The sequence below is a fragment of the Acidiphilium sp. AL genome (genome assembly GCF_025499445.1).
GTDB lineage: Bacteria > Pseudomonadota > Alphaproteobacteria > Acetobacterales > Acetobacteraceae > Acidiphilium > Acidiphilium iwatense.
Map to the genome: position 1 here is coordinate 1 of NZ_JAIMBZ010000022.1, position 22,153 is coordinate 22,153.

At 64.7% G+C, this 22,153-nt stretch carries 23 protein-coding genes, 1 tRNA gene and 1 riboswitch; of the genes, 4 read left to right on the plus strand and 20 right to left on the minus strand.

Annotated elements, in window-relative coordinates; all coding sequences use genetic code 11:
• Positions 1–81 precede the first annotated feature (81 nt).
• On the plus strand, positions 82–651 hold the full coding sequence (locus AiwAL_RS12790; RefSeq protein WP_262312814.1) for a cysteine hydrolase family protein: 570 nt from the start codon (positions 82–84) through the stop codon (positions 649–651).
• Positions 652–696: 45 nt separating this feature from the next.
• Here AiwAL_RS12790 and AiwAL_RS12795 read toward each other — a convergent pair whose 3' ends face one another.
• The 5 genes from AiwAL_RS12795 to aroA all read right to left on the minus strand — a co-directional run bounded on the left by AiwAL_RS12795 (position 697) and on the right by aroA (position 6,984).
• Positions 697–1,173 carry a c-type cytochrome gene (locus AiwAL_RS12795; RefSeq protein ID WP_235703330.1) on the minus strand — a complete coding sequence of 159 codons (477 nt, stop codon included), beginning with the start codon at positions 1,171–1,173 and terminating at the stop codon, positions 697–699.
• Positions 1,174–1,205: 32 nt separating this feature from the next.
• Positions 1,206–2,843, minus strand: a complete 1,638-nt coding sequence (locus AiwAL_RS12800) for a PQQ-binding-like beta-propeller repeat protein (RefSeq protein ID WP_262312815.1) — start codon at positions 2,841–2,843, stop codon at positions 1,206–1,208.
• 139 nt (positions 2,844–2,982) lie between these two features.
• A complete protein-coding gene (parE, locus tag AiwAL_RS12805; RefSeq protein ID WP_235703332.1) occupies positions 2,983–4,944 on the minus strand; it encodes a DNA topoisomerase IV subunit B in 1,962 nt (653 codons plus the stop codon).
• A gap of 58 nt (positions 4,945–5,002) precedes the next feature.
• Positions 5,003–5,638 (minus strand): (d)CMP kinase, encoded by a 636-nt coding sequence (gene cmk, locus AiwAL_RS12810; protein WP_235703333.1) that lies wholly within the window; start codon positions 5,636–5,638, stop codon positions 5,003–5,005.
• The gene (gene aroA / locus AiwAL_RS12815; RefSeq protein WP_262312816.1) at positions 5,635–6,984 is read right to left on the minus strand and encodes a 3-phosphoshikimate 1-carboxyvinyltransferase; all 1,350 of its coding nucleotides are present in this window, start codon (positions 6,982–6,984) and stop codon (positions 5,635–5,637) included. Before aroA ends, cmk begins: the two co-directional genes overlap by 4 nt.
• Positions 6,985–7,037: 53 nt before the next feature.
• Between aroA and AiwAL_RS12820 the strand changes: the two genes are divergently transcribed.
• The 3 genes from AiwAL_RS12820 (at position 7,038) to AiwAL_RS12830 (ending at position 8,049) form a co-directional block, all read left to right on the plus strand.
• Positions 7,038–7,415, plus strand: coding sequence for a TIGR02300 family protein (locus AiwAL_RS12820; RefSeq protein WP_407932521.1), 378 nt, complete (start codon positions 7,038–7,040; stop codon positions 7,413–7,415).
• 98 nt (positions 7,416–7,513) lie between these two features.
• Complete coding sequence (locus AiwAL_RS12825) at positions 7,514–7,840, plus strand: aldo/keto reductase (protein ID WP_235703335.1); 327 nt, start codon at positions 7,514–7,516, stop codon at positions 7,838–7,840.
• A complete protein-coding gene (locus AiwAL_RS12830; protein WP_235703336.1) occupies positions 7,837–8,049 on the plus strand; it encodes a hypothetical protein in 213 nt (70 codons plus the stop codon). Before AiwAL_RS12825 ends, AiwAL_RS12830 begins: the two co-directional genes overlap by 4 nt.
• Positions 8,050–8,167: 118 nt before the next feature.
• Here the strand turns inward: AiwAL_RS12830 and AiwAL_RS12835 are convergent, their stop codons facing one another.
• From AiwAL_RS12835 to AiwAL_RS12900, 15 genes are all read right to left on the minus strand, one after another.
• Positions 8,168–8,584: a DUF190 domain-containing protein gene (locus AiwAL_RS12835; protein WP_235703337.1), complete on the minus strand. Its 417-nt coding sequence runs from the start codon at positions 8,582–8,584 to the stop codon at positions 8,168–8,170.
• Positions 8,585–8,608: 24 nt separating this feature from the next.
• Positions 8,609–8,965: a DUF190 domain-containing protein gene (locus tag AiwAL_RS12840; RefSeq protein WP_235703338.1), complete on the minus strand. Its 357-nt coding sequence runs from the start codon at positions 8,963–8,965 to the stop codon at positions 8,609–8,611.
• A gap of 79 nt (positions 8,966–9,044) precedes the next feature.
• Complete coding sequence (locus AiwAL_RS12845; protein WP_235703339.1) at positions 9,045–9,602, minus strand: hypothetical protein; 558 nt, start codon at positions 9,600–9,602, stop codon at positions 9,045–9,047.
• Positions 9,599–11,134 (minus strand): MutS-related protein, encoded by a 1,536-nt coding sequence (locus tag AiwAL_RS12850; RefSeq protein WP_235703340.1) that lies wholly within the window; start codon positions 11,132–11,134, stop codon positions 9,599–9,601. Before AiwAL_RS12850 ends, AiwAL_RS12845 begins: the two co-directional genes overlap by 4 nt.
• A complete protein-coding gene (locus AiwAL_RS12855) occupies positions 11,131–12,678 on the minus strand; it encodes a MutS-related protein (RefSeq protein WP_235703341.1) in 1,548 nt (515 codons plus the stop codon). The genes AiwAL_RS12850 and AiwAL_RS12855 overlap by 4 nt, the downstream gene beginning before the upstream one ends.
• 11 nt (positions 12,679–12,689) lie before the next feature.
• Positions 12,690–12,860: a hypothetical protein gene (locus AiwAL_RS12860; protein ID WP_262312817.1), complete on the minus strand. Its 171-nt coding sequence runs from the start codon at positions 12,858–12,860 to the stop codon at positions 12,690–12,692.
• A 6-nt stretch (positions 12,861–12,866) separates the two neighbouring features.
• Positions 12,867–14,846 (minus strand): proton-conducting transporter membrane subunit, encoded by a 1,980-nt coding sequence (locus tag AiwAL_RS12865; RefSeq protein ID WP_235703343.1) that lies wholly within the window; start codon positions 14,844–14,846, stop codon positions 12,867–12,869.
• Positions 14,836–15,624, minus strand: a complete 789-nt coding sequence (gene nuoB, locus AiwAL_RS12870) for an NADH-quinone oxidoreductase subunit NuoB (protein WP_235703344.1) — start codon at positions 15,622–15,624, stop codon at positions 14,836–14,838. The genes AiwAL_RS12865 and nuoB overlap by 11 nt, the downstream gene beginning before the upstream one ends.
• A 10-nt stretch (positions 15,625–15,634) precedes the next feature.
• On the minus strand, positions 15,635–17,071 hold the full coding sequence (locus tag AiwAL_RS12875; protein WP_235703345.1) for an NADH-quinone oxidoreductase subunit C: 1,437 nt from the start codon (positions 17,069–17,071) through the stop codon (positions 15,635–15,637).
• Positions 17,068–18,585 (minus strand): proton-conducting transporter membrane subunit, encoded by a 1,518-nt coding sequence (locus AiwAL_RS12880; protein WP_235703346.1) that lies wholly within the window; start codon positions 18,583–18,585, stop codon positions 17,068–17,070. The genes AiwAL_RS12875 and AiwAL_RS12880 overlap by 4 nt, the downstream gene beginning before the upstream one ends.
• Entirely contained in the window at positions 18,586–19,266 is a 681-nt protein-coding gene (locus AiwAL_RS12885; RefSeq protein WP_235703347.1) for a hydrogenase, read from the minus strand. It abuts the gene before it with no gap.
• Positions 19,267–19,270: 4 nt separating this feature from the next.
• Complete coding sequence (locus AiwAL_RS12890) at positions 19,271–20,218, minus strand: respiratory chain complex I subunit 1 family protein (RefSeq protein WP_235703348.1); 948 nt, start codon at positions 20,216–20,218, stop codon at positions 19,271–19,273.
• A 93-nt stretch (positions 20,219–20,311) separates the two neighbouring features.
• A riboswitch (Fluoride riboswitch) is annotated at positions 20,312–20,374 on the minus strand.
• Between the two features lie 558 nt (positions 20,375–20,932).
• Positions 20,933–21,112 carry a DUF6538 domain-containing protein gene (locus AiwAL_RS20410; protein WP_407932522.1) on the minus strand — a complete coding sequence of 60 codons (180 nt, stop codon included), beginning with the start codon at positions 21,110–21,112 and terminating at the stop codon, positions 20,933–20,935.
• A gap of 87 nt (positions 21,113–21,199) precedes the next feature.
• Positions 21,200–21,276 (minus strand) — tRNA-Arg (locus AiwAL_RS12895).
• A gap of 33 nt (positions 21,277–21,309) precedes the next feature.
• On the minus strand, positions 21,310–22,026 hold the full coding sequence (locus AiwAL_RS12900) for a response regulator transcription factor (RefSeq protein ID WP_235703349.1): 717 nt from the start codon (positions 22,024–22,026) through the stop codon (positions 21,310–21,312).
• Positions 22,027–22,153 lie beyond the last annotated feature (127 nt).

Here is a 22,153-nt window from a genome sequence, read left to right on the forward strand (position 1 = left end):
CCGGCCTGAACGCCACCTCGCAACATCAATGACCACGCTCAGAACAACAATCGCCCGCACCCTCGCCAGAACCCTGCCTAGATGCCCGTGTTGCCAACGACAAATCGAGAATGCTCGATTTATGACACAGTAAGACTAGTCATCGACGTGCAATGCGGCATGTTCGCCGATCCGGCGGTGCAGCCGCATGAGGGCGAGGCCGTAGTCGGGCGGATCGCGCGGCTGATCGACGCCGCCAGGACCGCCAAGGTGCCGGTGATCTTCGTGCAGCATGACGGCGGGGCGGGCGACGTGCTGGCGCGCGGCGAGCCGGGCTTCGCGTTCCGCCCGGAACTCGCGCCGCGAGACGGCGAGCCGGTCGTAGTCAAGCGCTTCTGCAGCGCGTTCCAGGAGACGGATCTCGCCGATCTGCTGGCGGCCTGGGGGATCGGGCGGGTCGCGGTCTGCGGCATGCAGACCGAATATTGCATCGACACGACCTGCCGCTCCGCCTTCGAACGGGGGCTTGAGGTCACGCTGATCGGCGATGCGCACACCACCTTCGACAGCGACGCCATGCCGGCCGCCGCGATCATCCGACATCACAACGCGACGCTGAATGGCGGTTTCGTCGCGGTGCGCCAAGCCGAGGCGGTCCGGTTCGGCGATTGACTCAGGGTCGGGAATCGCAACGACGTTTACGAATCGTGCCTTCGGTCAGTGCGAGCCGGGATAGGGCACCATCGGCGTGCAGGCGGCGGATTTGGCCGAAAGTGGCGTCTTGCCCGCGGGGTAGTGGTTGACCTGAAGAATATAGGCAAGCACGTTCAGATAGTCCGGTTTGCTCAGGCTGCCGGGAGCGTTCGCCGGCATATGTGCGGACATGTAGTCGAACAACTGCCCGGCGGTCATCTTGGTGAATTGCAGATAGGACGCGAAGCTTCCGCCGGCGAGCGCGGGGCCGGACGCGCCGCTCAGGTTGCTGGCGTGGCAGGCGGCGCAATGGGCGTCATAGACACTCTTGCCCGCCGCCGCTTGCTGCGCCGTGTAATCGCCGCTGCTCGGCGCGCAGGCGGCAGCGGCGAGCCCGGTCAAGCCGAGCGACAGGATCAGCGCACCGGCGAATGTTGCGGGCCGGAAGTTCCCGCGCCGGGAGACTGCGTAGTAAGGCGTTGAGGGATGGCGATCATTCATCGCGGCCTCCAATCTTCGAGACGAGATTCGTGTCAATGTTTCGGCAGCGCAAAGGTGATGACGGAATCACCGGGCTTGGTATTCAGAAGCAGGTTTCCCCCCGCCGCGACGGTAATATATTCCTTCCCGGCGATTTGATAGGCGATGGGCGGCGCATTGACCCCGGCCCCGCATTGATGCTGCCACAGCAGCTTGCCTGTCTTGGCCGCGAAGGCATCGAGCATGCCGTTGTTTTCGCCGACGAACACGAGTCCGCCGGCGGACAGCGAACCGCCGATCATCGGCTGCGGGCTTTTATACTGCCAGGCGATCCGCCCGGTATCGACATCGATCGCGGTGAACGTGCCCGACCCGGGCTCGGTCGGCAGAACCTGCTCGCGGCTGCCCGCCCATCGCGCGCTGCCGCTTTTCCATTCGGCGTAAGGCAGCGGCTTGTCGAATCGGGGCTGCACGATGCTGGCGACGAACACGAGATGCGTGGCGGGGTCGTAGGACACCGGCGACCAGTTCGCGCCGCCCAGCGCTCCGGGTTCGATCAGGCTGCCGTTCGGTCCGGGTTTCTGGTAAATCGTGCTATTGGGCGCGAAAGGCTGGGAGACCCGGATCAGCTTGCCGGTCTTGCGGTTGACGACATAGAACCACCCCGTCTTTCCGGCCTGGCCGATCGCCGGAACCATCTGTCCCTTGGCGTCGCGGGCCTTGAACAGCACGGTCGGGCTGGTCGCGTCATAATCCCAGACGTCATGCGGCGTTTCCTGGTAATACCATTGCATTTTCCCGGTATGGGCGTTCAGCGCCACGATCGAATCGGTATAGAGATTGTCACCAGGCCGGTGCGACCCGATGAGCTGGGGCGCGGGATTGCCGGTCCCGAAATACAGGATTCCCTGCCTGGCGCTGAGCGACGGCGTCGTCCAGACCGGGCCGCCGCCGTGCTTCCAGGCATCGGCATATTTCGCGGCATCGGCTTTTTCCTTGGCGATGTCGCGATGCAACGAAATGCCATGAACCGCGGTGCGGTATTTGCCTTCCCAGTTTTTCGAGGTCGTCCACCAGCGCCACAATTCCTTCCCGGTCGCCGCCGCATAGGCCGTCACCGATCCCCTGATGCCGTATTCGCCGCCCGCACTGCCGACATAGACCATCCCACTCCAGGCAAGGGGAGCCAGCGTCTCGCTGAACCCGTGCTTGGGGTCGCCCACAACGGCGCTCCACACCGGCTTGCCGGAGCGGGCATCGAGGGCGATCAGCCGTCCGTCGAGGGTCGCGACAAACACCTTGCCCGATGCCACGGCAACGCCCCGGTTGACCGGACCGCAGCAGAACGAGGTGAAGCCGAGTTTCGGCAGGTATTTCCACTTGAGGGTCCCGGTCGCCGCGTCGAGCGCGAAAACGCCGTCATTCGCGCTGGTCAGGTACATGGTCTTGCCGACGACGATCGGCGATGCCTCGAACGACCCCGGGATTCCGGTCTGAAATGTCCAGGCGGGCGCGAGCGATTTGACGTTTTGCGGATTGATCTGGGAGAAGGATACATGCCTGGTATTGGCATAATCGTATCCGTAGGTGGTCCATCCGCTAGGGCTTGCCGCGAAGGCTGCCGGGGCGGCGAGCAGAAGGGAAACCAGCGTCGCGATTTTTCGGACGTACTCAGGCGATTTGAGGTGCATCGGAATTCCCCCGTTTAGCTGAGCAGTGGATTCACTCTGACTCAAATGGGGGAATCATGGAAGAACTTTTTCGCTAGGCGAGGAATTTCGTCTCGCCAAGCGGGATATATCCGTCCCGGCCGGGCGCACCCCGACCTTGCTAAACATCCAGCTCGCCAGCGCTCGCCGCGCGGTCCTGAATGAAGCGGAACCGCAATTCCGGCTTGCGGCCCATCAGGCTTTCCACCATCTCGGCGGTTTCGGCGCGGTTTTCCGGCAGCGCCATCACCCGCAGCAGGGTGCGCTTCGCCGGGTCCATCGTGGTGTCCTTGAGGATCGCGGGCGGCATTTCGCCCAGCCCCTTGAACCGGCTGATCTCCACTTTCGCGCCGGTCTTGAACGCCGATTTGACCAGCCGGTCGCGCTCGGCATCGTCCATCGCATAGACCGATTTGCCGCCCTGGGTCAGCCGGAACAGCGGCGGCTGGGCCAGAAATACATGACCGGCCCGGATCAGCTCGGGCAGCTCGCGGTAGAAGAACGTCATCAGCAGCGAGGCGATATGCGCGCCATCGACATCGGCGTCGGTCATGATGATGATGCGGCCGTAGCGAAGCTGATCGAGCCGGAATCGCTCGCCCACGCCGCAGCCGAGCGCCTCGATCAGGTCCTTCAATTCCTGGTTCTGGCGCAATTTCTCAGTGGAGGCCGAGGCGACGTTCAGGATCTTGCCACGGAGCGGCAGCACCGCCTGGGTTTCGCGGTTGCGCGCCTGCTTGGCCGAGCCGCCGGCGGAATCGCCCTCGACCAGGAAAATCTCGGTGTCCTCGCGCGATTCGCGCGAACAATCGGTGAGTTTTCCGGGCAGGCGTAGCCGCCGCGTGGCCGATTTGCGCGGCGTGTCCTTCGCTTCGCGGCGGCGGATACGCTCCTCGGCGCGCTCGACGACATAGGCGAGCAGATTGTCCGCACTCGCCGGGTCGCCGGCCAGCCAGTGCTCGAACCGGTCGCGCAGCGCCGCCTCGGTCACTTTTTGCGCCAGGGGCGAGGTGAGTTTTTCCTTGGTCTGGCCCTGGAAATGCGGGTCGCGGATGAACAGCGAGAGCTTCGCGGCCAGGGTGCCGGTGATGTCATCGCCGGTCACCACGCTAGCCCGCTTGTTGCCGCGCGCCTCGGCGAAGCCGCGCAAGCCTTTCAGCAGAGCCGCGCGAAACCCGGCTTCGTGAGTGCCGCCCAGCGGGGTGGGGATGGTGTTGCAATAGGTCGCGAGCGAGGCGTCGCCGTTATCGAGCCAGGCGCAGGCCCATTCGATGCGCCCCGCGGCCTCGGGCAGATCGGCCTCGCCGGCCCAGACCGGCGCCACCAGACTGGGCGCCGCGCCCAGTTCCTCGGCCAGCGAATCGGCGAGTCCGCCGGGGAAATGCAGTTCCGCCTGGGCTGGAATATCGGACCCCGCCGGAATCAGCGCCGGGTCGCACGACCAGCGGATGCGCACGCCGCGAAACAGATAGGCTTTCGAACGGCACATCCGGTACAGCAGCTTCGCGCTGAAGGCATGGTCGCCGAAAATCTCGCGGTCGGGAACGCAGCGGAACAGCGTGCCGCGCCGGTTCGGCGCCGGGCCGGCATTGATCAGCTTGGTGAGCGGCTTGCCGCGCGCATAATCCTGCTTCCACAGCACGCGGTCGCGCGCGACCTCGACCTCCAGCCGTTCGGACAGCGCGTTGACCACCGAACTGCCGACGCCGTGCAGGCCGCCCGAGGTATTGTAGATCTTGCCGGAGAATTTGCCGCCCGAATGCAGGGTGGTCAGGATCACTTCGAGCGCCGATTTGTCCTTGAACTTGGGGTGCGGATCGACCGGAATGCCACGCCCGTTGTCGCGCACCGCCAGTAGATTGCCCTGGGCGAGGCTCATTTCGATCATGGTGGCATGGCCGGCGACGGCCTCGTCCATCGCGTTGTCGAGCAACTCGGCCGCGAGGTGGTGCAGCGCGGCTTCGTCGGTGCCGCCGATATACATGCCGGGCCGGCGCCGCACCGGCTCCAGCCCCTCCAGAACCTCGATGTCTTTGGCGGAATAGGCGCTGGTCTGCGCCGATTGCTCGAACAGATCGTTCACCGTCGCTCCTGTTGTTGATGCCTTGCTCGATTAAGCTAGGCGGGCAGCGATGTCGATGTTACCCCTTGGACAGAGCCTGGTTCACCAAAGCAGCGGCGGCGGCGAAGGCGTGATCGGCATCGAGGGTGCTGGTGTCGAGCCGGTGCGCGTCCCTCGCGGGGCGCAGCGGTGCGGCTGCGCGGGTGCGGTCGGCTTCGTCGCGTGCGGCGAGATCGGCACGCACGGCCTCTAGGGTGGTCGCCACACCCTGGGCCTTGCGTTCGGCGAAGCGCCGTTCGGCGCGGACGTCGAGCGAGGCGGTGATGAACAGCTTCACGTCCGCTTTCGGGAACACGATGGTGCCGATATCCCGCCCGTCGAGCACGGCGCCGGAAACCTGGGCGAAATCGCGCTGGAAATCGAGCAGGGCGGCGCGCACCGGGGCGATCGAGGCGACCGCGCTGGCCGCGAGATCGACCTCCTTGGTGCGCAGATCGTCGCGTTCGAGATCGACCCGGTTGAGAGTGCGCGCCTGCTCGGTCGCGGCCTCGGCGTCGGCAGGGTCGGCGCCGTGGTCGAGCACCCGGCGCGCGACCGCGCGGTAGAGCAGGCCGGTGTCGAGATAGGGCAGATTGAACGCGCCCGCGAGCCGGCGGGCCAGCGTGCCCTTGCCGGACGCGGCGGGGCCGTCGATCGCGATGACGATCGATTTCATGCTGGCGCGCCCTCCGCCGCGATATCGGCGCCGAGGCTACGCATCAGCGGGATGAAGCCGGGGAAACTGGTGTCGATGAAGCGCGCATCGTCGATCGTCACAGGCGCGTCGGCGGCGAGGCCGAGCACCAGCGCGCTCATTGCCAGCCGGTGGTCCATCTGCGTGGTCACCAGGCCGCCGCCGAGGCGATTGGCACCGCCGACGATGACGAGATCGTCGCCCTCGATCGCGACCGAAGCGCCGTTCGCGCGCAGCATGTCCGTCGTGGCGGCGAGGCGGTCGCTCTCCTTGACCCGCAACTCGGCGAGGCCGCGCAAGCGGGACGGACCGCGCGCGAAGGCGCAGGCGATCGCGAGGATCGGGTATTCGTCGATCATCGACGGTGCTCGGTCCGCCGGCACGTCGACGCCGCGCAGCGCCGAGGCGGCGACGATCAGGTCGCCGACCTTCTCGCCGGCCGCCTCGCGCGCATTGATGACGGTGATGTCGGCGCCCATTTCGCGCAGCGTGGCGAACAGGCCGGTGCGCAGCTTATTGAGCCCGACCCCCTCGATGGTGATGCGCGAGCCGGGGATCAGCAGGGCGGCGACGATCGGGAACGCAGCTGAGGAGGGATCGCCGGGCACCACGATATCCGCCGCGCGCAACTCGGGCTGACCGCGCAGGCGGATCAGCCGCCCGGTGCCCTGGGCGTGGATGTCGATCGAGGCACCAAAATGCCGGAGCATGTTTTCCGAATGGTCGCGCGTGGGTTCCGGTTCCTCGATTTCGGTGACGCCGCGCGCGTTGAGTCCGGCGAGCAGCAGGGCCGATTTTACCTGTGCCGAGGCGACCGGCAGGCGATAGGATAGCGGCAACGGCTCGGCGGCGCCGGTGACCGCGAGCGGCAGGCGGCCGCCGGGGCGGGCGGCGAAGCCGGCGCCGGTCGCGGCGAGCGGCTCGATCACCCGGCGCATCGGCCGGCGGCGCAGCGAGGCGTCGCCGGTCATCACCGCGAAAATATCGTGACTCGCCAGGATGCCGCAGAGCAGCCGCGCCGCCGTGCCGGAATTGCCCATGTCGAGCACGTCGTCCGGGCTGCGCAGCGCGCCTAACCCCGGACCGGCGACAAGCCATGCGCCGTCGTCCAGCCGCGCGACCTCGGCGCCCAAAGCGCGCATCGCCGCCGCCGTGCGCAGCACGTCCTCGCCTTCGAGCAGGCCGGTAATGCGGGTCTCGCCGATGGCAAGGCCGGCGAACATCAGCGCGCGGTGGGAGATCGACTTGTCGCCCGGCACGGCGATGGTTCCGGCCAGCGGTGCGGCCGGCCGGCGGGCGCGATGGGGGATCGGGGTTTCTGCGTTCATCGCTGGGCGCTTAGCACGGGGCGCGCGGTTTGACATAGGTGAAGATGGATGGCATGGCGCCCGCCCTGAATGGATCGTTTCCGAACCTGCAAGAGGCTGTGATGGCGAAGCCGGAACTTGGCGACAAACATACCTGTGTGTCCTGCGGCGCGCGGTTCTTCGACCTCGGCAGGCAGCCCGCGATCTGCCCGAAATGCGGGACCGAGCAGCCGATCGAACAGCCCAAGCTGAAGCGGGCCGCTTCGATGCCGGAAGACGTCAAGAAGCCGGTAAAGGCCGCGGTCGTACCGGGCGACGATGTCGAGGTCGACGCGGCGGACGACGCGGCGGACGAGGACATCCTGGAGGATACCGAGGATCTCGACGACGATGCCGACGCGATCGAGGGCGATATCGAGGTCGAGCGCGACCCCGACGAGACCGAGCACTAACCGCCTGATTCCGGCATTTCGCGTGTATCCGTGATAAGGCGCTTGTAGCCCCTGCGTTGCCGAACCATGCCGTGTCCGGCAATCATGGAGACGACAAGATGAAACAGCGCGCGCTCGGCCGGTCCGGCATCGCCGTCCCGCCCGTCATGTTCGGCGGCAACGTGTTCGGCTGGACCGCCGACGAGCCGGCCTCGTTCAAGCTGTTCGACGAGCTGCGCGAGGCCGGGCTCAACGCCATCGACACGGCGGATGTCTATTGTGCCTGGGTGCCGGGGCATCAAGGCGGCGAATCGGAAACCGCGATCGGCAACTGGCTGAAGTGCAACGGCGGGCGAAACTCCGTCGTCATTGCCACCAAGGTCGGCATGGCGAAGGGGCCGGATGGCAGGAAACTGTCCAAGGCCAGCCCGCGCGGCCGAGCGTGACCGCGCCGATCGCCAGTGCCACCAGCCTCGCGCAACTGGACGATCTGGTGAAGGCGGCGAGTCTTGCATTGTCCGACACCGCGATCGAAACCCTGAACCGGGCGAGCGCGGCCCCACGCGATTTTTCCAGGCTGGCGTCCCGACTGCGAACAATCCGGGAACTGGGAGCTGCTGATTTCGGTCCCTTCAAACTTGTCGGGAAAGAATAGATAGTCATCGTTGAGCCGAATTGGCTGTTATCGGGCCCCTCATCCCGTATTCGTGGGTTTCCTGACTTGCACTCTGCCGGCCAAGCAACAGAATGGCCGTTGGGCTTCAGCGTGGACGTCAGTTCGATGCCGAGCGGTTTTTAGGAGAAACAGGATGCGTGCCATGCGAAAATTGCTGACGGACCCGTTCGAGCCAGCCAGCCTTCATCCGTCCGTAGTGCAGCACGCGGGCCCGCTCGATGGTGACGAGGCCGCTCTGCATCATCTGGTCGAGCACCGGCAGGAATGCCTCGATCTTGTGCGTGGAATCAACAATCTCGATGATCACAGGGTAGTCGTCGGAAAACGGCAGGAGATGGCCTTCGTGCAGGCGCTTCGTGTGGCCGAAGCCCATCGGGCCGCGCAGCACCGTCGCACCGGCAAGCCCGTGCTCGCGAGCGGTGTTGACGATGGCGACGAACAGCGAACTCAGCCCGTAGCGGTCGGCCGAACTCGTGTAGATGCGGAGCAGCAGGGCTTCATGTGGAACATCCATGGGTTTCCTCGTGGTTTTTCTGGTTCAGACGGACGTTGTGCCGCGTGGCGCGACGGGGACCAGCTTCCGCGCCTTTAGCGCCTCCATAGTGACCATGCCGGACTCGATCATCCGCTCGATCACAGGCAGGAAGGCGTCGATCTTCTCAGGCAGGTCGATGATCTCGACCACGATGGGCATGCGCGCCCCGGCATCGGGGTTCAGTCCCGAACGCAAGTTGCGCGAAAGGCCGAAGCCCATCGGCGCGGGTAGCACCGTGCCGCCGGCCAGCCCCTCCCTCATCGCGGTTTCGAGCAGCACGCGATAGAGCGGCTGGCCATCTTTCATGTCGTCGTCGCCCAGGAAGATCCTGAGCAGGACGGCGTCCTCCATGATGCGCATCGTGGCTCTCCCTTCAGTTCGGGTCGAACTGGCCCGAGCGACGACATTGTAATCAGCTAATGCCGTCACGCCGGCTCTGTCAGCTAAAATCGTCAAGAAAAGTATTTTCGCGTTTTCCCAGCGTCGGCCAGGCGTGTGGATCGCCAGCAAGCACGCGGATCGCGTCATGCGCGGCTTCCCGCCGCTCCGGCGGCAACATGGCGAGTAGGTGCGGCAGATGCGGCAGGCAGACCAGCGCAGCCGAGCCGGGTTCGCACGTCGTTTGATCGTCGATCGCCGCCGCTTCGACCCGCGCGGCGATGACATCGAACTGACCGAGCCCAGCCTGATCGCCGGCGGAAGCGAGCAGGTCACGCACGCGCCGCACCATCGCGACCAGGAAGGATTGCGTGCGACCCTCGATCAGGAACGCATCCGCCGCGCCAAGAAATCCCGAGTCGTGCGCGCATTGACCTCGATGGAGGAGCCGAGGCCCGGCGTGTCGATGAAGCGAAACCCGTAGCGCAGCAAGCCGTGCAAGCAGTTCGCCCCTGAGCGTGGCGGGCGGCCCTGGGGCTGCGCGATGAACGCGCAGCAGCGCGGCGAGTTCGAGCTTCAGCTGCTCATAGGCCGCAGGCGCCATGGCTGGTTCGGTCATGGGGCTATTCCCATGCTCTGTGGGTCGTTGCCGTCTTCGCCGAAGATCTGCCGATAGAGATCACGACCGAAGCTGGTCGAAAGCGGCTCTCCTGGCAGAATACGGAAACTGCGTCGCCCGTCCGCCTCGCGCTCGGCGCGGAGGAAGCGAACCGTGACCTTGTTTGTCTTCATGTACGCTTCGGCGAAGGCGTACATGTGGGTCACGAAAATGACGCGCGCCCCGGTCTCGATCAGCGCGGTGACGATCTGGCGAGCGATCTCCGAGCCCTCGCGCTCGTTGGTCGCGGCGAAGGATTCGTTGAACAGGAACAGTGGCGCCCGGCCCGCCCGATCGACGATGCGGTTCATCCGGCGCAGCTCCTCGTCGAACTTGCCGCTATTCAGACCCGGATCCTCGCGTCGATGGTAATGGGTGAACACGCCATCGCGCAAATCGGCGGAAAAGCGCCGAGCGGTGACGAACATTCCCGCCTGCATCATCATTTGCGCAAGCCCGATACTGCGCAGGAAGGTCGATTTGCCACCCTGATTGGCGCCGGTAATCATCACGAATGCCGCATGATCCGCCGCGCAATCATTGCCAACGACTTCCCCTTCGATCGCCAGCGACAGGCAGGGATCGCGCAGATCGGTGAATTCGAGCCACTGCTCGCCGGGTGGAGCAATCTCGGGCTGGCACATCGGTGCCCGCTTCGTGGCCAGATGGGCGCGGAGATTGAGGCAGCCGATATAAAATCCGAGCTCAGCTCGAAGCATTGCAAAAAAGTCGAGGATATGATCGCATACCTGCGCCATCGTCTGCGCGGTCTCCGCCAGCGCTTCATCGCGCAGTTCGGAGAGCGCGCGCCCCCCAGCTTCGTCACGCGGATCAATGGCGAAATGATAGCTTGGCGGTCCGCTCTGTAACAAATCCTTGAGCCAGCCCCAGCGCCGCGGCACGAAATGGCGCAGCACATAGTCCTGGCCTTTATTGCCGGGGCCCAGCGAAGCGCTGAACAGCACGCCGGAGCGAAAATGCAACTGAGCCAAGTGTTGATCAACCATGGCGAGATAATCGGAATCAAGCTCGCGCATCAGCACGGCGCAAAGCCGGCGCAACCCACTAGCACGAAACGTCTCGGCATGGTGTGTCGCGAAGTCGGCGAGTTGGCCGATCACCCCGCGCAGCCCTTGCAGAAGCCGAACCGCGCCGCTCAGGGTGATTTCGGGGTGCCGGCTGGTCAGGCCGAAAAACAGGTTCTTGCGCAGCACTTCCAATGGCGCCATTGCCAGTTCATAGAGCGTGCGAATCAGGTTCTCATGCGCAATGCAATCGTCCAGAACGTCCTGCCGATGGCGAATCGTGTCGCGATCGTTGCGGAAGCCGGTGAGCACGACCTTGTGCGCGATCTCGCCGAGAAACTTGTCGCCGTCCGCCATCGCGGCGAACAGGGACTCCATCTCGAGATCCTGCACGAGATCGGCGATGCCGGCCGGAGGCTGGGCCTCGGGGTCGAAGTCGCGGGCGGGGAACATCAGCCGCGCCTTCATGAACGCCGCTCTTTCAGACGCCGATAGGTGACGCCGTATTTCTCCGCGATGGAGAGCGCGTAGGCGAGGCCGTCGGCCGGACGGCGAACGACCTTGAAACTGCGCTCTGCCGGATCGTCGGGTTGGACCATGCTGGTGACGCTGACGGTTTCGGGCCCAAGGACGGAAAGCTCGTCCATGAAGGTGACGCAGACGGCAAGCGCGCCACGTGCAATGATCCGGCGCAGCACCGCCTCGGCGAGGAAACTCGCATCCTTCAGTGCGGTCGAATTGAAGATCTCGTTGAGGACGATGAGGCTGTCCGAAGTCGCGGCGTCGAGGATGGCGCGAATGCGCACCAGATCGTCATGCAGCTTGCCGCGCAGCGTGGTCAGCACCTCCTCGCGCTCGAAATGGGCGAAGATCCGGTCGAGCAGATGCAGCCGCGCGGATCGTCCTGGCACCGTGCAGCCGAGATTGGCGAAATAGTGCATCTGGCCGACCATGCGGGCGAAGGTCGTCTTGCCACCCTGATTCGGACCGGTGACGACGAAGATGCGCTCCTTGTCTTCGAGATGGAAATCGTTGGTGACGACATGCCGCTTTTCCACGCGCAGCTTCTCCGCCAGCGCGAGGTCGAAACCGGACGTGACGCGGATCACATGGTCGGCCACAAGCTCGGGATAGCAGAAATCCAGACCATTCGCGGCGAGCCGGCCAGTGAAGTCGAGCCAGACGATGTAGAAATGGCTCTCGCGGTCGAAGCGCCGGATCACCGGATCGATGAAATCTCGGTGGCTGGCGACGAATGCATGAAGCTTCGCGAAGATCGGCGGATTCAGAAGCGCGACTCCATTGAGGATTTCGGCCTCGACATGATTCATCGTCACCGTCGACCGGTTGCTCTCGAATTCGTGGGATTTGACCCTGCCTTGCTGAAATTTTGCGAAGAGGCCGGCGATCACCGCGTTGTAGTCGGGCTCCACTTCGAAATCCCGCACCGTAACCATGCTGTCGCGGATCAGCACCGTATAGCGGATGGCGCCGAGTGCTGAGCGGTTCTCCGCTACTCCATCGCGCAGCGTGCCGAATCCGGGCGATGCGACATGCTCGCGCAGCGCCGTGCGGAACGTCGTGAGTCCTTTGGAGTACAGGGAGCAGGCATCAAGTCCGTCCGCCAGCGCAACGAGACCGTCACAGTAATGGCCGATGGCGGTCACGAACCGCGCCGCCTGCTGGTGCGGGTAGTGGGATTTCTCTGCAAAATCAGCTTGTTCGCGCACCCGGCGCATCTCGGTGGCGAAACGGCGGAGCACGGCACCGGTCGTCTGGTCGGATGTGTCGCGCAGCACGGCCTGCCGGTAGTCGATCACTGCCCGGTCGTGAGGTACGCAGGAGAACAGCGGCTTGAGATCATAAGCCTCGAATCCTGCCGTGACGGCGGCCAGGATCCGGTCGATCGCAAGATCGGCAAAAAGGGTCGAAACATCCTGCGGCGGCGGCATGGCGTCCATAATCGCGGGGAACAGGATGCTGACCGGATGCATACCGTCTCGTTCCGCCATCAAGTTCGGCCCTACAAGTTGCATGCGATATAGGTGCCGAAGAACACGCCGATAAAGCCAAACACGACCGAAAGCCCTACATAGAGTAATGCTTTCAGCAGCTCACCGTTCTCGACGATGGTGAGGGTTTCGGGTTCGAGGGCGAAAATGACGAACAGCCTTCGGATCATGAGAAACCCCATGATGTTTCAGAACAGGGAGATCACAAGAATGACGACGAGCAACAGGCCGAGGATTGCGAGATAGAGATTCAGATGGCCCGATTGTAGAACGCGGATGCGCCGGGCGAGGTTGGTGATGAACCGCACCAGGGGTGCGAACAGCAGAGGACCGAAGATCGGCGCAACGTCGTGCTCGAAGCTGAGCCGCCTGACGAAATAATCTGAGACGCTGGTCTCCCGCCCTGCTTCGGCGCTCGGGCGATAGACGAAACTGTAGAAGGTGCGGAGCGAATTCGAGAATGTCAGTGCGGTGGTCGCGGCGCGGACCGGGTCCTGCGGGCTGCCGCCATACCAGACCGGACTGCGCCGCACCCTCAGACGTTTCGAGGCCAGGAGCAGCCCGATCGGCAACAGGGCGAGCAGAGGCATCGCGATGATCAGCTTGGAGGGCGAGATGAAGGCGAATTTGTCGGTCAGCGGCACCAATATCCAGCCGGCGGTCATGTGCGCGGCGGCATCGGCGCCGAACCGCGCGAGATCGGTCTGGTTGAGCGCGCCGAGCCAGATCGGCATCCCGACCGCGAGCGCGAGAACGCCAAGGCCGAGAGCGCCGACAGCGGCGGCATGGCCGATCCTCACCCGGACCGGCGTACCGTCCGACCGGCCCAGCAGGCCGATGCCGAACAGCTTGACGAAGGTGGCGAAGGCGATCGCGGCGGTGAGCGCCAATCCCGCGCCGGACAGCACGAGGGTCAGCCGGCCGGCGAGATCGGGCAGATGGAAACCCTGGAACACGGTCTCGAACATGAACCATTCGGAGACGAACCCGGCCTGCGGCGGCATCGCGGCAAGGCTCATCGCCGCGAACAATGCGCCGGCGCCGAAGATCAGCCGGTTCGCCCGCAACGCGCCGCGCTGGACGATGGCGTAGTCGCCGGTGGCCAGGAAAATCCCGTCGGCGCTCAGGAACAGGCAGCCCTTGGCGAGGGCGTGGCCCGCGAGGTGCAGCAGCGCCACGGTGAAGGCGAGGCCGGCGAGCATCGGTTCGTGGCCGGCGCGGAACAGCAGGCAGGTGCCGAGCGCGATCACCGCGATCGAGGCGTTTTCGGCCGAGGAAAAGGCCAGCAAGGCGCGCCAATCCTCCTGCTGGAATGCGTAGAGCGTGGTCAGAATGGCGCTGACCACGCCGAGCGCGCAGAGCAGAATGCCGAAACCCTGGTCGAACGATTGCGGCGCCCAGCTCAACATGCCGCGTGCGAGACCGAAGAACGCGGCGTTCAGGATGACGCCGGACATGATCGCCCCGGTGGCGCCCGATCCGGCGCCATAGGCGCCGGGAAACCATTCGTAGAACGGCAGCAACCCGAGCTTGGCGCCGAAACCGAGGATCAGAAGCACGCCGACGATCGCGGCGACCGCGCCGGGCAGATGTGCCGACACCGCGTGGAATCCCGCGAAACCAAGGCCGCCGCCTGCCGTGCCGAGTGCCAGGATCGCGGCCAGCAAGGCGATCGCGCCGACCTCCAGCAGCCCGAGCATGAACAGCGCGCGCTGACCGGATTTGGTCGCCAGACTTTCGGCAAGGATCATCATCGCACCGCCCAGGCTCATCATTTCCCAGGCGATCAGGAACTGCGCGCCGTTGCGCAGACCGAACACTCCGAGCGCGCCGAGCAGGCTCATCGCGAGGCCGAACAGCCAGCTTCGCCCACCGTGTCGGGCGGGTGAGCCGAGCAAAGCGACCAGCGTGGCGGGCGCCAGCCCGAATCCCATCAGCCAGAGCGCATCGGGGGTCAGGCGGAATTTTGATCCGCTGTCGGCGATGCGCAGGAACGGCAATGCTACGGCGGAGGTTCCGTCCGGCAAAGCGAGGATCGCCGCAGCGATGCCGGCGAGGCAGCCGAGGGCTGCAATCAGGCGGCCGGCGGTTGGCGCCACGCCGGTGAGCGCGAGCAGCGCCGCGAGGCACCAGAGCGTGGCGGCGGCGGCGATCAGGTCATTCGCCATCGATCCGCCCCTGGTGGACGCGTTGGGGCATCCGGTCGAGGAACAGCAGCAGCGCCTCGATCAGCGCGGCGGGATTAGGTGGGCAGCCCGGCAAATAGAGATCGACCGGCAGCACCGCATCAAGGCCGTTCAGGCACGGCCCATCCGGCGCGATGCCGCCGGAGACAGCACAGCTTCCCGAGGCCATCACCCAGCGCGGCTCGGGCATCGCCTTATAGGTGCGGAGCAGCGGCTCCAGCATGGCTTTGGTCACCGGGCCGGTTACTAACAACAAGTCAGCAAAGCGCGGCGAGGGCGTGAAGAAGATGCCGAGCCGGTGCAGATTGTAGAACGGGTTGTTCAGCGCCTGAAGTTCGGATTCGCAACCGTTGCAGGACCCGGCATCGACATGGCGAACATGCAGGCTGCGCCGGAAGCCTCGGCGCGATGGCGCGGCGGGATGGGCGGCGGGTTCGGCCGGCGCTGTGATCAGATCGGCGCGGTTGCGCACTCCGAAGGCCCAGTCATGGCTTTCGGAAAGCGCGCCGGTCGGGCAGACCTCGACGCAGCGCTGACAGACCACGCATTTGCCGTAATCCAGCACGGGGTTTTGCGCCGATGCCAGGGCAATCGCGCCGGTCGGGCAGGCGGCGGCGCAATCGGCGCAGCCATCGGCGCATTGTGCCGCATCAAGGCGCGGCATTCCGAGTCCGCCGGCCTGACCATCAGGTCCCTCGCCCAGTGGCCAGCGCGTGGTCGCCTGGCCTTCGGCGAGTCCGATCAGGGTCCAGAGCGCCATGCCACTCTCCTCATCGTGCGCAGCCGGAAATCGTGAGGCCGAAACTCGCCTCGTTGATCGCGTAGTCCATCATGTTGGTTTCGTGAACCGTGTAGGGAAACACCCGCCAGTTCGAGAACGAGGGCGACTTGATCTTGACCCGCGCCAGGCGGCCGGCGGCGTCGAAATGCACGGCGTAGATCAGCGTGCCGCGCGGCGATTCCGCCCAGCCGAGCGCCTCGGACTGAGCTACCGGCGGGCAGGGAACACGGATCGGCCCATCCGGCAGCACCGCGAGGGCGCGCCGGATCATCGTGATGCTGGCGTCGATTTCGGCGATGCGCACCCGCGCGCGCGCATTGGCGTCGCCGTCCTGATGCCCGGCAACAGTAAGGTTCAGATTGTCGTCGGCATAGGCGGCGTAAGGGTGGTCGCGCCGCAGATCGCGATCGAGGCCGGAGGCGCGGGCGATCGGGCCGGTGGCGCCCTGATCGAACGCCACCGCGCGGGGCAGCGGACCGGTGGTGGCGAGTCGGTCGAAATAACTCTCCGAACGATCGAGCCGGGCGATATAGCGGCGGATCGGCTCGCGCAGCGCATCCAGCGTCTCGGAGAGCCGGTCGGTGTCGAGGATGCGGCGGAGTCCGCCGGGCGCGATCGCGCCGCGCAGAAACCGGCTGCCGGTGACGCGCGCGTTGATCTGTTTGACCCGTTCGGCGAGCAGAACGCCTTCCGCGTGGCCAACTTTCAAAGTCGTGGTGTCGGCGAGATGGCCGAGATAGTGCAGATGATTGTAGAGCCGTTCGAGTTCGACGATGATAACGCGCTGGTAGAGCGCGCGATCCGGCACGGTGACGCGGCAGGCCGCCTCGATCGCCTGCGAATAGGCGAGCGCGTGGGCCGCGCTGCCGACCGCCGAAACGCGCTCGGCGAGCACCGCGCCGGTTTCGATGTCGCAACCGACGAACCGCTCCTCCATGCCGCGATGCTTGAGAAACAGATGCGGGACGTAATGCAGGATCGCCTCGCCGATGTAGAAGAAGGTGAATTCGGCGGACTCGACGACCCCCGCGCGCACTGGTCCGAACGGCAGGAACTGCACCGCTTCGCCCTCGACATCCGGTAATTGCCGCCAATCGTCCGATTCCGCGCGGCCGAGCGGCTGGATCAGCGGAAACGGTTCGGGATGGCCGGTAAAACGGATTGCGTGCCGATCGGCGATTTCGCGCTCGTACCAACCGAGCAACGGCCAGATTTCGGCGAGGCTCGGAACCTCATTGCCACCCTGGATTTGCCATTGATCGAACACCTGCGCGCCGGAAGGCGCCGATACGTAGCGCAATTCGGGCGCATCGTCGTCGCCGGTCAGCGCGTAGGCCATGATCATCCGGCCGCCTTCGGTGCGCAGGGTTTTTGCGGCATCCCGCAGCATGGCGGCCTCGATCGAGCGAACGCTCGGCGCGTTCATGCCGGACGCCTCGGGACGACAGGCGACGTGGTTTGCGCCTGCTGGCGGGCCGCGACAGCCGGAACGCCCGCGATGTCGTGCGCGACGGTCTGAAAGTCGCGCCAGAAGCCGGAAGGCCACCACAGCCCGAAGATCAGCAGCGGCACGAGCGCCAACCACATCGGCGCCACGCACCAGCGGCTGACCGGCGCGGGGGCCGAATCCGGCTCGGCTCCGTCATGATACATCAGGCGGAAATGATTGAGGAATCCGATGAAGATCACGATCAGCAGGACCGCCATGACGATCGCTGCCCAGAGCCCGATGCCGGCGAAACCGGCGCGCAGTATGGTGAGTTCGCTGGCGAACAGACCGAATGGCGGCGCGCCGGTGATCGCGACCGCGCCGGCCAGCCACAGCGCGCCGGAGACCGGAAAATGCCGCGCGAACGATGTGATCCGCGCCATCGCCTTGGCGCCGTAGCTGCGCATCGCGTTGCCGGCGCCGAAGAACATCAGCGATTTGTTCAGCGAATGGTTGAGCATGTGATACATCGCCCCGGCGACGCCGAGCGGGCCGCCGAAGCCGAAGCCGAGGGCGACGATTCCCATGTGTTCGACGCTGGAATAGGCCATCAGCCGCTTCACGCCGCGCTGGCGGACGATGAACAAGGCCGCCACCACGAGCGAGACCACCCCGAAGGCGACCAGGATCTGCCCCGGCAGGGCGACCATCGCGGCGCCGTGCAGAACCGCGAGATACCGCACGATTCCAACCATCGCCGTGTTCAGCAAGGCGCCCGAGAGCATCGCCGAAACCGGCGTCGGACCTTCGCTGTGCGCATCCGGCAGCCAGGTGTGCATCGGGGCGAGACCGACCTTGGTGCCGTAGCCGACCAGCACGAGCAGAAAACTCAGCAGAAGCAGTGGGTGATTCATCCGTGGCGCGGCATGGCGCAAAATCGCCCAGGTCATGTCGTAGGTCGGGCCGAGCACGAAGGTTCCGTTCCAGTAGAACAGCACGGTGCCGAGCAGAGCGAGGGTGATGCCCGCCGAGACGACGATGATGTATTTCCAGCCGGCCTCGATCGCTTCCGGCGCCTGCTCGAAGGCGACCAGAAAGGTGCTGACCACCGTGGTCATTTCGATCGCGATCCAGTAGACGCCTGGATTGTTCATCAGGGGTGCTATGAAGATCGTCAGGGCGAAGGTCGCGAACAACTGGTAGAAGCGCGGCAGGCGCTCATCCTCGTCCAGCGTGCGCATGTAGCCCAGCGCGTAGATCGAGGCGAGCAGATAGACGATGGCCGCGCACAGGATGATCCAGGCGCCGAGCGGATCGACGATGACATAGTGCGACAGGAACGTCACACCGTGGGGCGGCGCCGTCAGCGCCAACGCGATCGACGCCGCGAACGAAACAATGCTTGCCAGAAGATTGACGATTTCGGCGAATTCCCGCCGCGGCGCGACCAGCATCGCCAGCACCGCGAGGGTCGGCGCCGCAACGAGAACGATGGCGAACAGGCCGGTCATTCAGCCCACCAGCCGGCGGAGGTGCAGCGTGCTCGTGCTGCCGACCTGCCCCATCAGATAGCGCACCAGAACGCCGAAACAGACCACTACGATCAGCAGGTCGAACAGGATGACGAGTTCGAGCAGCATGGGCATTCCGGGAACCAGGATCTGGGTGCCGAGAAAAATCCCGTTCTCGAGCACCAGCAGCCCAAGCACCTGGCTGACCGCCTCGTGGCGCGCCGCTAACATCAGGTAGCCGATCAGCTTCATCGACAGCATCACGGTCAGTGCGAGAATGACGACCTTGCTGGACAGGTCGAGCGATGTACCGATGTGTTCGGCGACTGCAAGCGCGAAGACGACCGAAATCGCTCCGATGACGAGACTCGAACTCGGTTGCAGGACCGGGACGATTTCGCGCTCCACATTCATCCGCCGCACGATGCGCAGCAGCAGGTAGGGCAGCAGCAGGCCGCGGAACAAGGCGGTCAGGATCGCGATGACGTAAAGTTCGGGATAGCGATCGATATAGCCGACGGAGGCGGACAGAATCGCGATCAGCCAGGATTGCGCGGCGAACGCCATCAGGTAATGTCGCATCCAGCGCGAACCGAGCATGACGAAGGCAAGCAGCAGGCTGGCGATCGCGATCAGGCTGAAGATCGAGGCGACGACCGGGCTCGCGTGAAATGCGGTCATCGGATCAGCCGATCTGCGTGCTGATGATCGCCAGCACCGCGAGCAGGAACGACGCCGCCAGCGGTTCCTGATAGCGGTAGAATCGCAGGCGCGACTGGATCGTATCCACCACCACGATCGCGCCGGCGACCAGAACGAATTTTACGATCACCGCAATGCCGGCGCCGATCACCCCGACCGCGAGCCCCCTGGAGGACATGAACCACGGCAGGGCCAGAACGTTGCAGAAAATGGTATAGAGGACGAACTGCTTCATCATCGACGCCCATTTCAGAAGTCCGTAAAGCGGGCCGGAATATTCCAGAATCCGCGCTTCCTCGATCATGTAGACTTCGATATGGGTGCTCGAATGGATCGGCAGCTTGTCGGTTTCCACCGTAAGCAGAATGAAGAAAGCGGCGACCAGGAACAGATGGGCGGGACCGAGATAGACCGCGGGCTTCGCGACCAGCAGATGATTGACCACGAAGGGCAGCATCGAGCGGGCGAACAGCGTTATCCCGACAAACACGAGGATCAGGGTCGGCTCGGCGAGGATCGAAATGATCGCGGAACGGCTCGACCCGATGCCGCCATAGGCGCTGCCGGAATCGAGGCCGGCGAGCGTTATCATGAACGAACCGAGCGTCAGGATCAGGCCGCCGCCGAGAATATCGCCCATGTTCGACAGCGGCAGCGGGAAATTGGTCAGCACCGGAATCAGCATCGGCACCGTCATCATGCAGACGAACGCGACGACGGGCGCGATCCAGAACAGCCAGGATGCCGTTTCGGGCACGACGATCTGCTTATGGAACAGTTTCCACAGATCGCGATAGGGCTGAAAAATGCCCGGCCCCCGGCCGCGCTGCACGCGCTCCTCGAACTGGACGATGCAGCCCTGGATGAGGGGAGCCGCGCCGATGGTGAACCCGACCTGAGCGATCTGGAGAACGACATCGCGCACGGTCATCGGCAGTGTGTTCCACATCGGGCGCGGGTCGCACACACAGCCACCCTCGTGAACAATCGTCGTTCAGACACCTGTTCGCCTCCGCAAATACGGACCTGAACAGGAGTCATCAGCCCCAAGGGCGGTTTTACGGCGAACCCCATCGCCTAAGCGGTATCGTGGTATCGAGATCGGCGCGTGTCAATCACTTTCAGTCAGAGCACACCTTTGCCTCCGCGTACCGGGCCCCGCCAACATCGGGGCGCGGACACTGGGGTTACACTGCCTTTGACCGCACTGCCCTGATATCGGCGGACCAGTTCGCCGCCCCCGCGATCCTGCGCCTCTTGGCGCTGGTGAGCATGGTGATGCTTGCGTCGCGACCCGCAAATCGGGGCTTGCGTGGCTCGGCTATTCCCTGGGCCTGTACCGGCCGGCGGGAGAGACGGAGGTGTCCGCGTCGGCGGCCCGATGCCGTGTGACGGGTGAGATCCCGGTTTGGTCTCGCGCGCAAAGCTGACGGCGCGCGCGGCGTTGTTTCGGTCGGTAAGCGTTTCTGTCGGAGTGGCCGGTGCCAGGGTAGCGCTGCGCACCGCAACCTCATCTGCACCTGCGCGCCACTCTCGGACTACGCGGAGGCGGCGGAGTGAGGGTAGCAATGGCACGCTTCAAGATAAGATCGGATGATTAGAGCATTTTCCGTTCGCTTTGGCTCACGGATAAAGCTCTACCTGATTACGCATTTTTCTCCGCGAGTTTGAGCAAGGCATATGGCATTGGCGGGGTGTGAACTGCGGCGTATCCGAGGGACGCAACCACGTGGCTCCGGCCTATCGCCCGCGCGATATCAACCGGCAGCCGCGCCCGAAAATAATACCGGTTTCGCCGCTTCTCGACGAACGAACACAACGCCATCCTGGATTCCCATGTGTGGCACAAGCGTGTGTCGCATCAGCGGGACGGCACAAAATAAATCGTTGTTTTTCAACAGGTTAAAGGCGATGGCGTCCCCGGCGGGATTCGAACCCACGGCCCCAGGATTAGGAATCCTGTGCTCTATCCTGCTGAGCTACGGAGACGTGCCCGTTGTATAGCCGGTCGCGGTTCGCCCGTCACGCCGCCTGCGGGCCGGCCTCCTGGTTCAGCCGGTATCCGCCGCCCTCGGTGATCAGCAGCCGCGCCTGGGCCGGTTCGGGTTCGATTTTCTGGCGCAGCCGATAGACATGGGTTTCCAGCGTATGCGTCGTCACCGCCGCGTTGTAGCCCCATACCTCGTTCAGCAGCACCTGCCGGCCGACCGATTTGCCGCCGGCGCGATAGAGGTATTTCAGAATCGCCGCCTCCTTGTCGGTCAGGCGGATGCGCTTGTTCTTGACCGGTTCGTGCAGCAGCTTCACCGCCGGGCGGAAGGTGTACGGGCCGATCTGGAACACCGCATCCTCGCTATTCTCGAAATTGCGCAGATGCGCGCGCAGCCGCGCCATCAATTCGGCGAGCCGGAACGGCTTGGCGATATAGTCGGTGGCCCCGGAATCGAGCCCGCGCACCACATCCTGCTCCTCGGCCGAGCCGGTGAGCATGATGACCGGGATCTTTACTCCCTGCTGGCGCAGCCGGGCGCAGAAATTCCGTCCGTCGCCGTCCGGCAGGCCGACATCGAGAATGATCGCATCGAAACGCTGGTCGGGTTTCGCGAGCATCGCTTCGGCCTCGGCGATCGAGCCGGCTTCGGCGGGGGTGAATTCCGCGTCGGCCAGCAACTGCTCGGTCAGGGTGCCGCGCAGAGCGGGGTCGTCGTCGACAATCAGGATCGGATGGTGGGCCGTCATGGTGCTATTCCCCTCGAACGCTCGATCTCCGGCAGCGCGGCATCAAGGCCGCGACGCCTGCATGGGCCATTATAGGCCAATTATGGCGATTCTCTCGCCACGGCCGATATTTTCGCTCCCGGATCGC

Excerpts from the sequence above, each read along its gene's own strand:
- AiwAL_RS12790 (WP_262312814.1), top strand. The coding sequence starts at position 82 with ATGCCCGTGTTGCCAACGACAAATCGAGAATGCTCGATTTATGACACA.
- AiwAL_RS12795 (WP_235703330.1), bottom strand. The coding sequence starts at position 1,173 with ATGAATGATCGCCATCCCTCAACGCCTTACTACGCAGTCTCCCGGCGC.
- AiwAL_RS12800 (WP_262312815.1), bottom strand. The coding sequence starts at position 2,843 with ATGCACCTCAAATCGCCTGAGTACGTCCGAAAAATCGCGACGCTGGTT.
- cmk (WP_235703333.1), bottom strand. The coding sequence starts at position 5,638 with ATGAAATCGATCGTCATCGCGATCGACGGCCCCGCCGCGTCCGGCAAG.
- aroA (WP_262312816.1), bottom strand. The coding sequence starts at position 6,984 with ATGAACGCAGAAACCCCGATCCCCCATCGCGCCCGCCGGCCGGCCGCA.
- AiwAL_RS12820 (WP_407932521.1), top strand. The coding sequence starts at position 7,038 with ATGGCGCCCGCCCTGAATGGATCGTTTCCGAACCTGCAAGAGGCTGTG.
- AiwAL_RS12825 (WP_235703335.1), top strand. The coding sequence starts at position 7,514 with ATGAAACAGCGCGCGCTCGGCCGGTCCGGCATCGCCGTCCCGCCCGTC.
- AiwAL_RS12835 (WP_235703337.1), bottom strand. The coding sequence starts at position 8,584 with ATGGATGTTCCACATGAAGCCCTGCTGCTCCGCATCTACACGAGTTCG.
- AiwAL_RS12840 (WP_235703338.1), bottom strand. The coding sequence starts at position 8,965 with ATGCGCATCATGGAGGACGCCGTCCTGCTCAGGATCTTCCTGGGCGAC.
- AiwAL_RS12845 (WP_235703339.1), bottom strand. The coding sequence starts at position 9,602 with ATGACCGAACCAGCCATGGCGCCTGCGGCCTATGAGCAGCTGAAGCTC.
- AiwAL_RS12850 (WP_235703340.1), bottom strand. The coding sequence starts at position 11,134 with ATGAAGGCGCGGCTGATGTTCCCCGCCCGCGACTTCGACCCCGAGGCC.
- AiwAL_RS12855 (WP_235703341.1), bottom strand. The coding sequence starts at position 12,678 with ATGGCGGAACGAGACGGTATGCATCCGGTCAGCATCCTGTTCCCCGCG.
- AiwAL_RS12860 (WP_262312817.1), bottom strand. The coding sequence starts at position 12,860 with ATGGGGTTTCTCATGATCCGAAGGCTGTTCGTCATTTTCGCCCTCGAA.
- AiwAL_RS12865 (WP_235703343.1), bottom strand. The coding sequence starts at position 14,846 with ATGGCGAATGACCTGATCGCCGCCGCCGCCACGCTCTGGTGCCTCGCG.
- nuoB (WP_235703344.1), bottom strand. The coding sequence starts at position 15,624 with ATGGCGCTCTGGACCCTGATCGGACTCGCCGAAGGCCAGGCGACCACG.
- AiwAL_RS12875 (WP_235703345.1), bottom strand. The coding sequence starts at position 17,071 with ATGAACGCGCCGAGCGTTCGCTCGATCGAGGCCGCCATGCTGCGGGAT.
- AiwAL_RS12880 (WP_235703346.1), bottom strand. The coding sequence starts at position 18,585 with ATGACCGGCCTGTTCGCCATCGTTCTCGTTGCGGCGCCGACCCTCGCG.
- AiwAL_RS12885 (WP_235703347.1), bottom strand. The coding sequence starts at position 19,266 with ATGACCGCATTTCACGCGAGCCCGGTCGTCGCCTCGATCTTCAGCCTG.
- AiwAL_RS12890 (WP_235703348.1), bottom strand. The coding sequence starts at position 20,218 with ATGACCGTGCGCGATGTCGTTCTCCAGATCGCTCAGGTCGGGTTCACC.
- AiwAL_RS20410 (WP_407932522.1), bottom strand. The coding sequence starts at position 21,112 with ATGGCGTTGTGTTCGTTCGTCGAGAAGCGGCGAAACCGGTATTATTTT.
- AiwAL_RS12900 (WP_235703349.1), bottom strand. The coding sequence starts at position 22,026 with ATGACGGCCCACCATCCGATCCTGATTGTCGACGACGACCCCGCTCTG.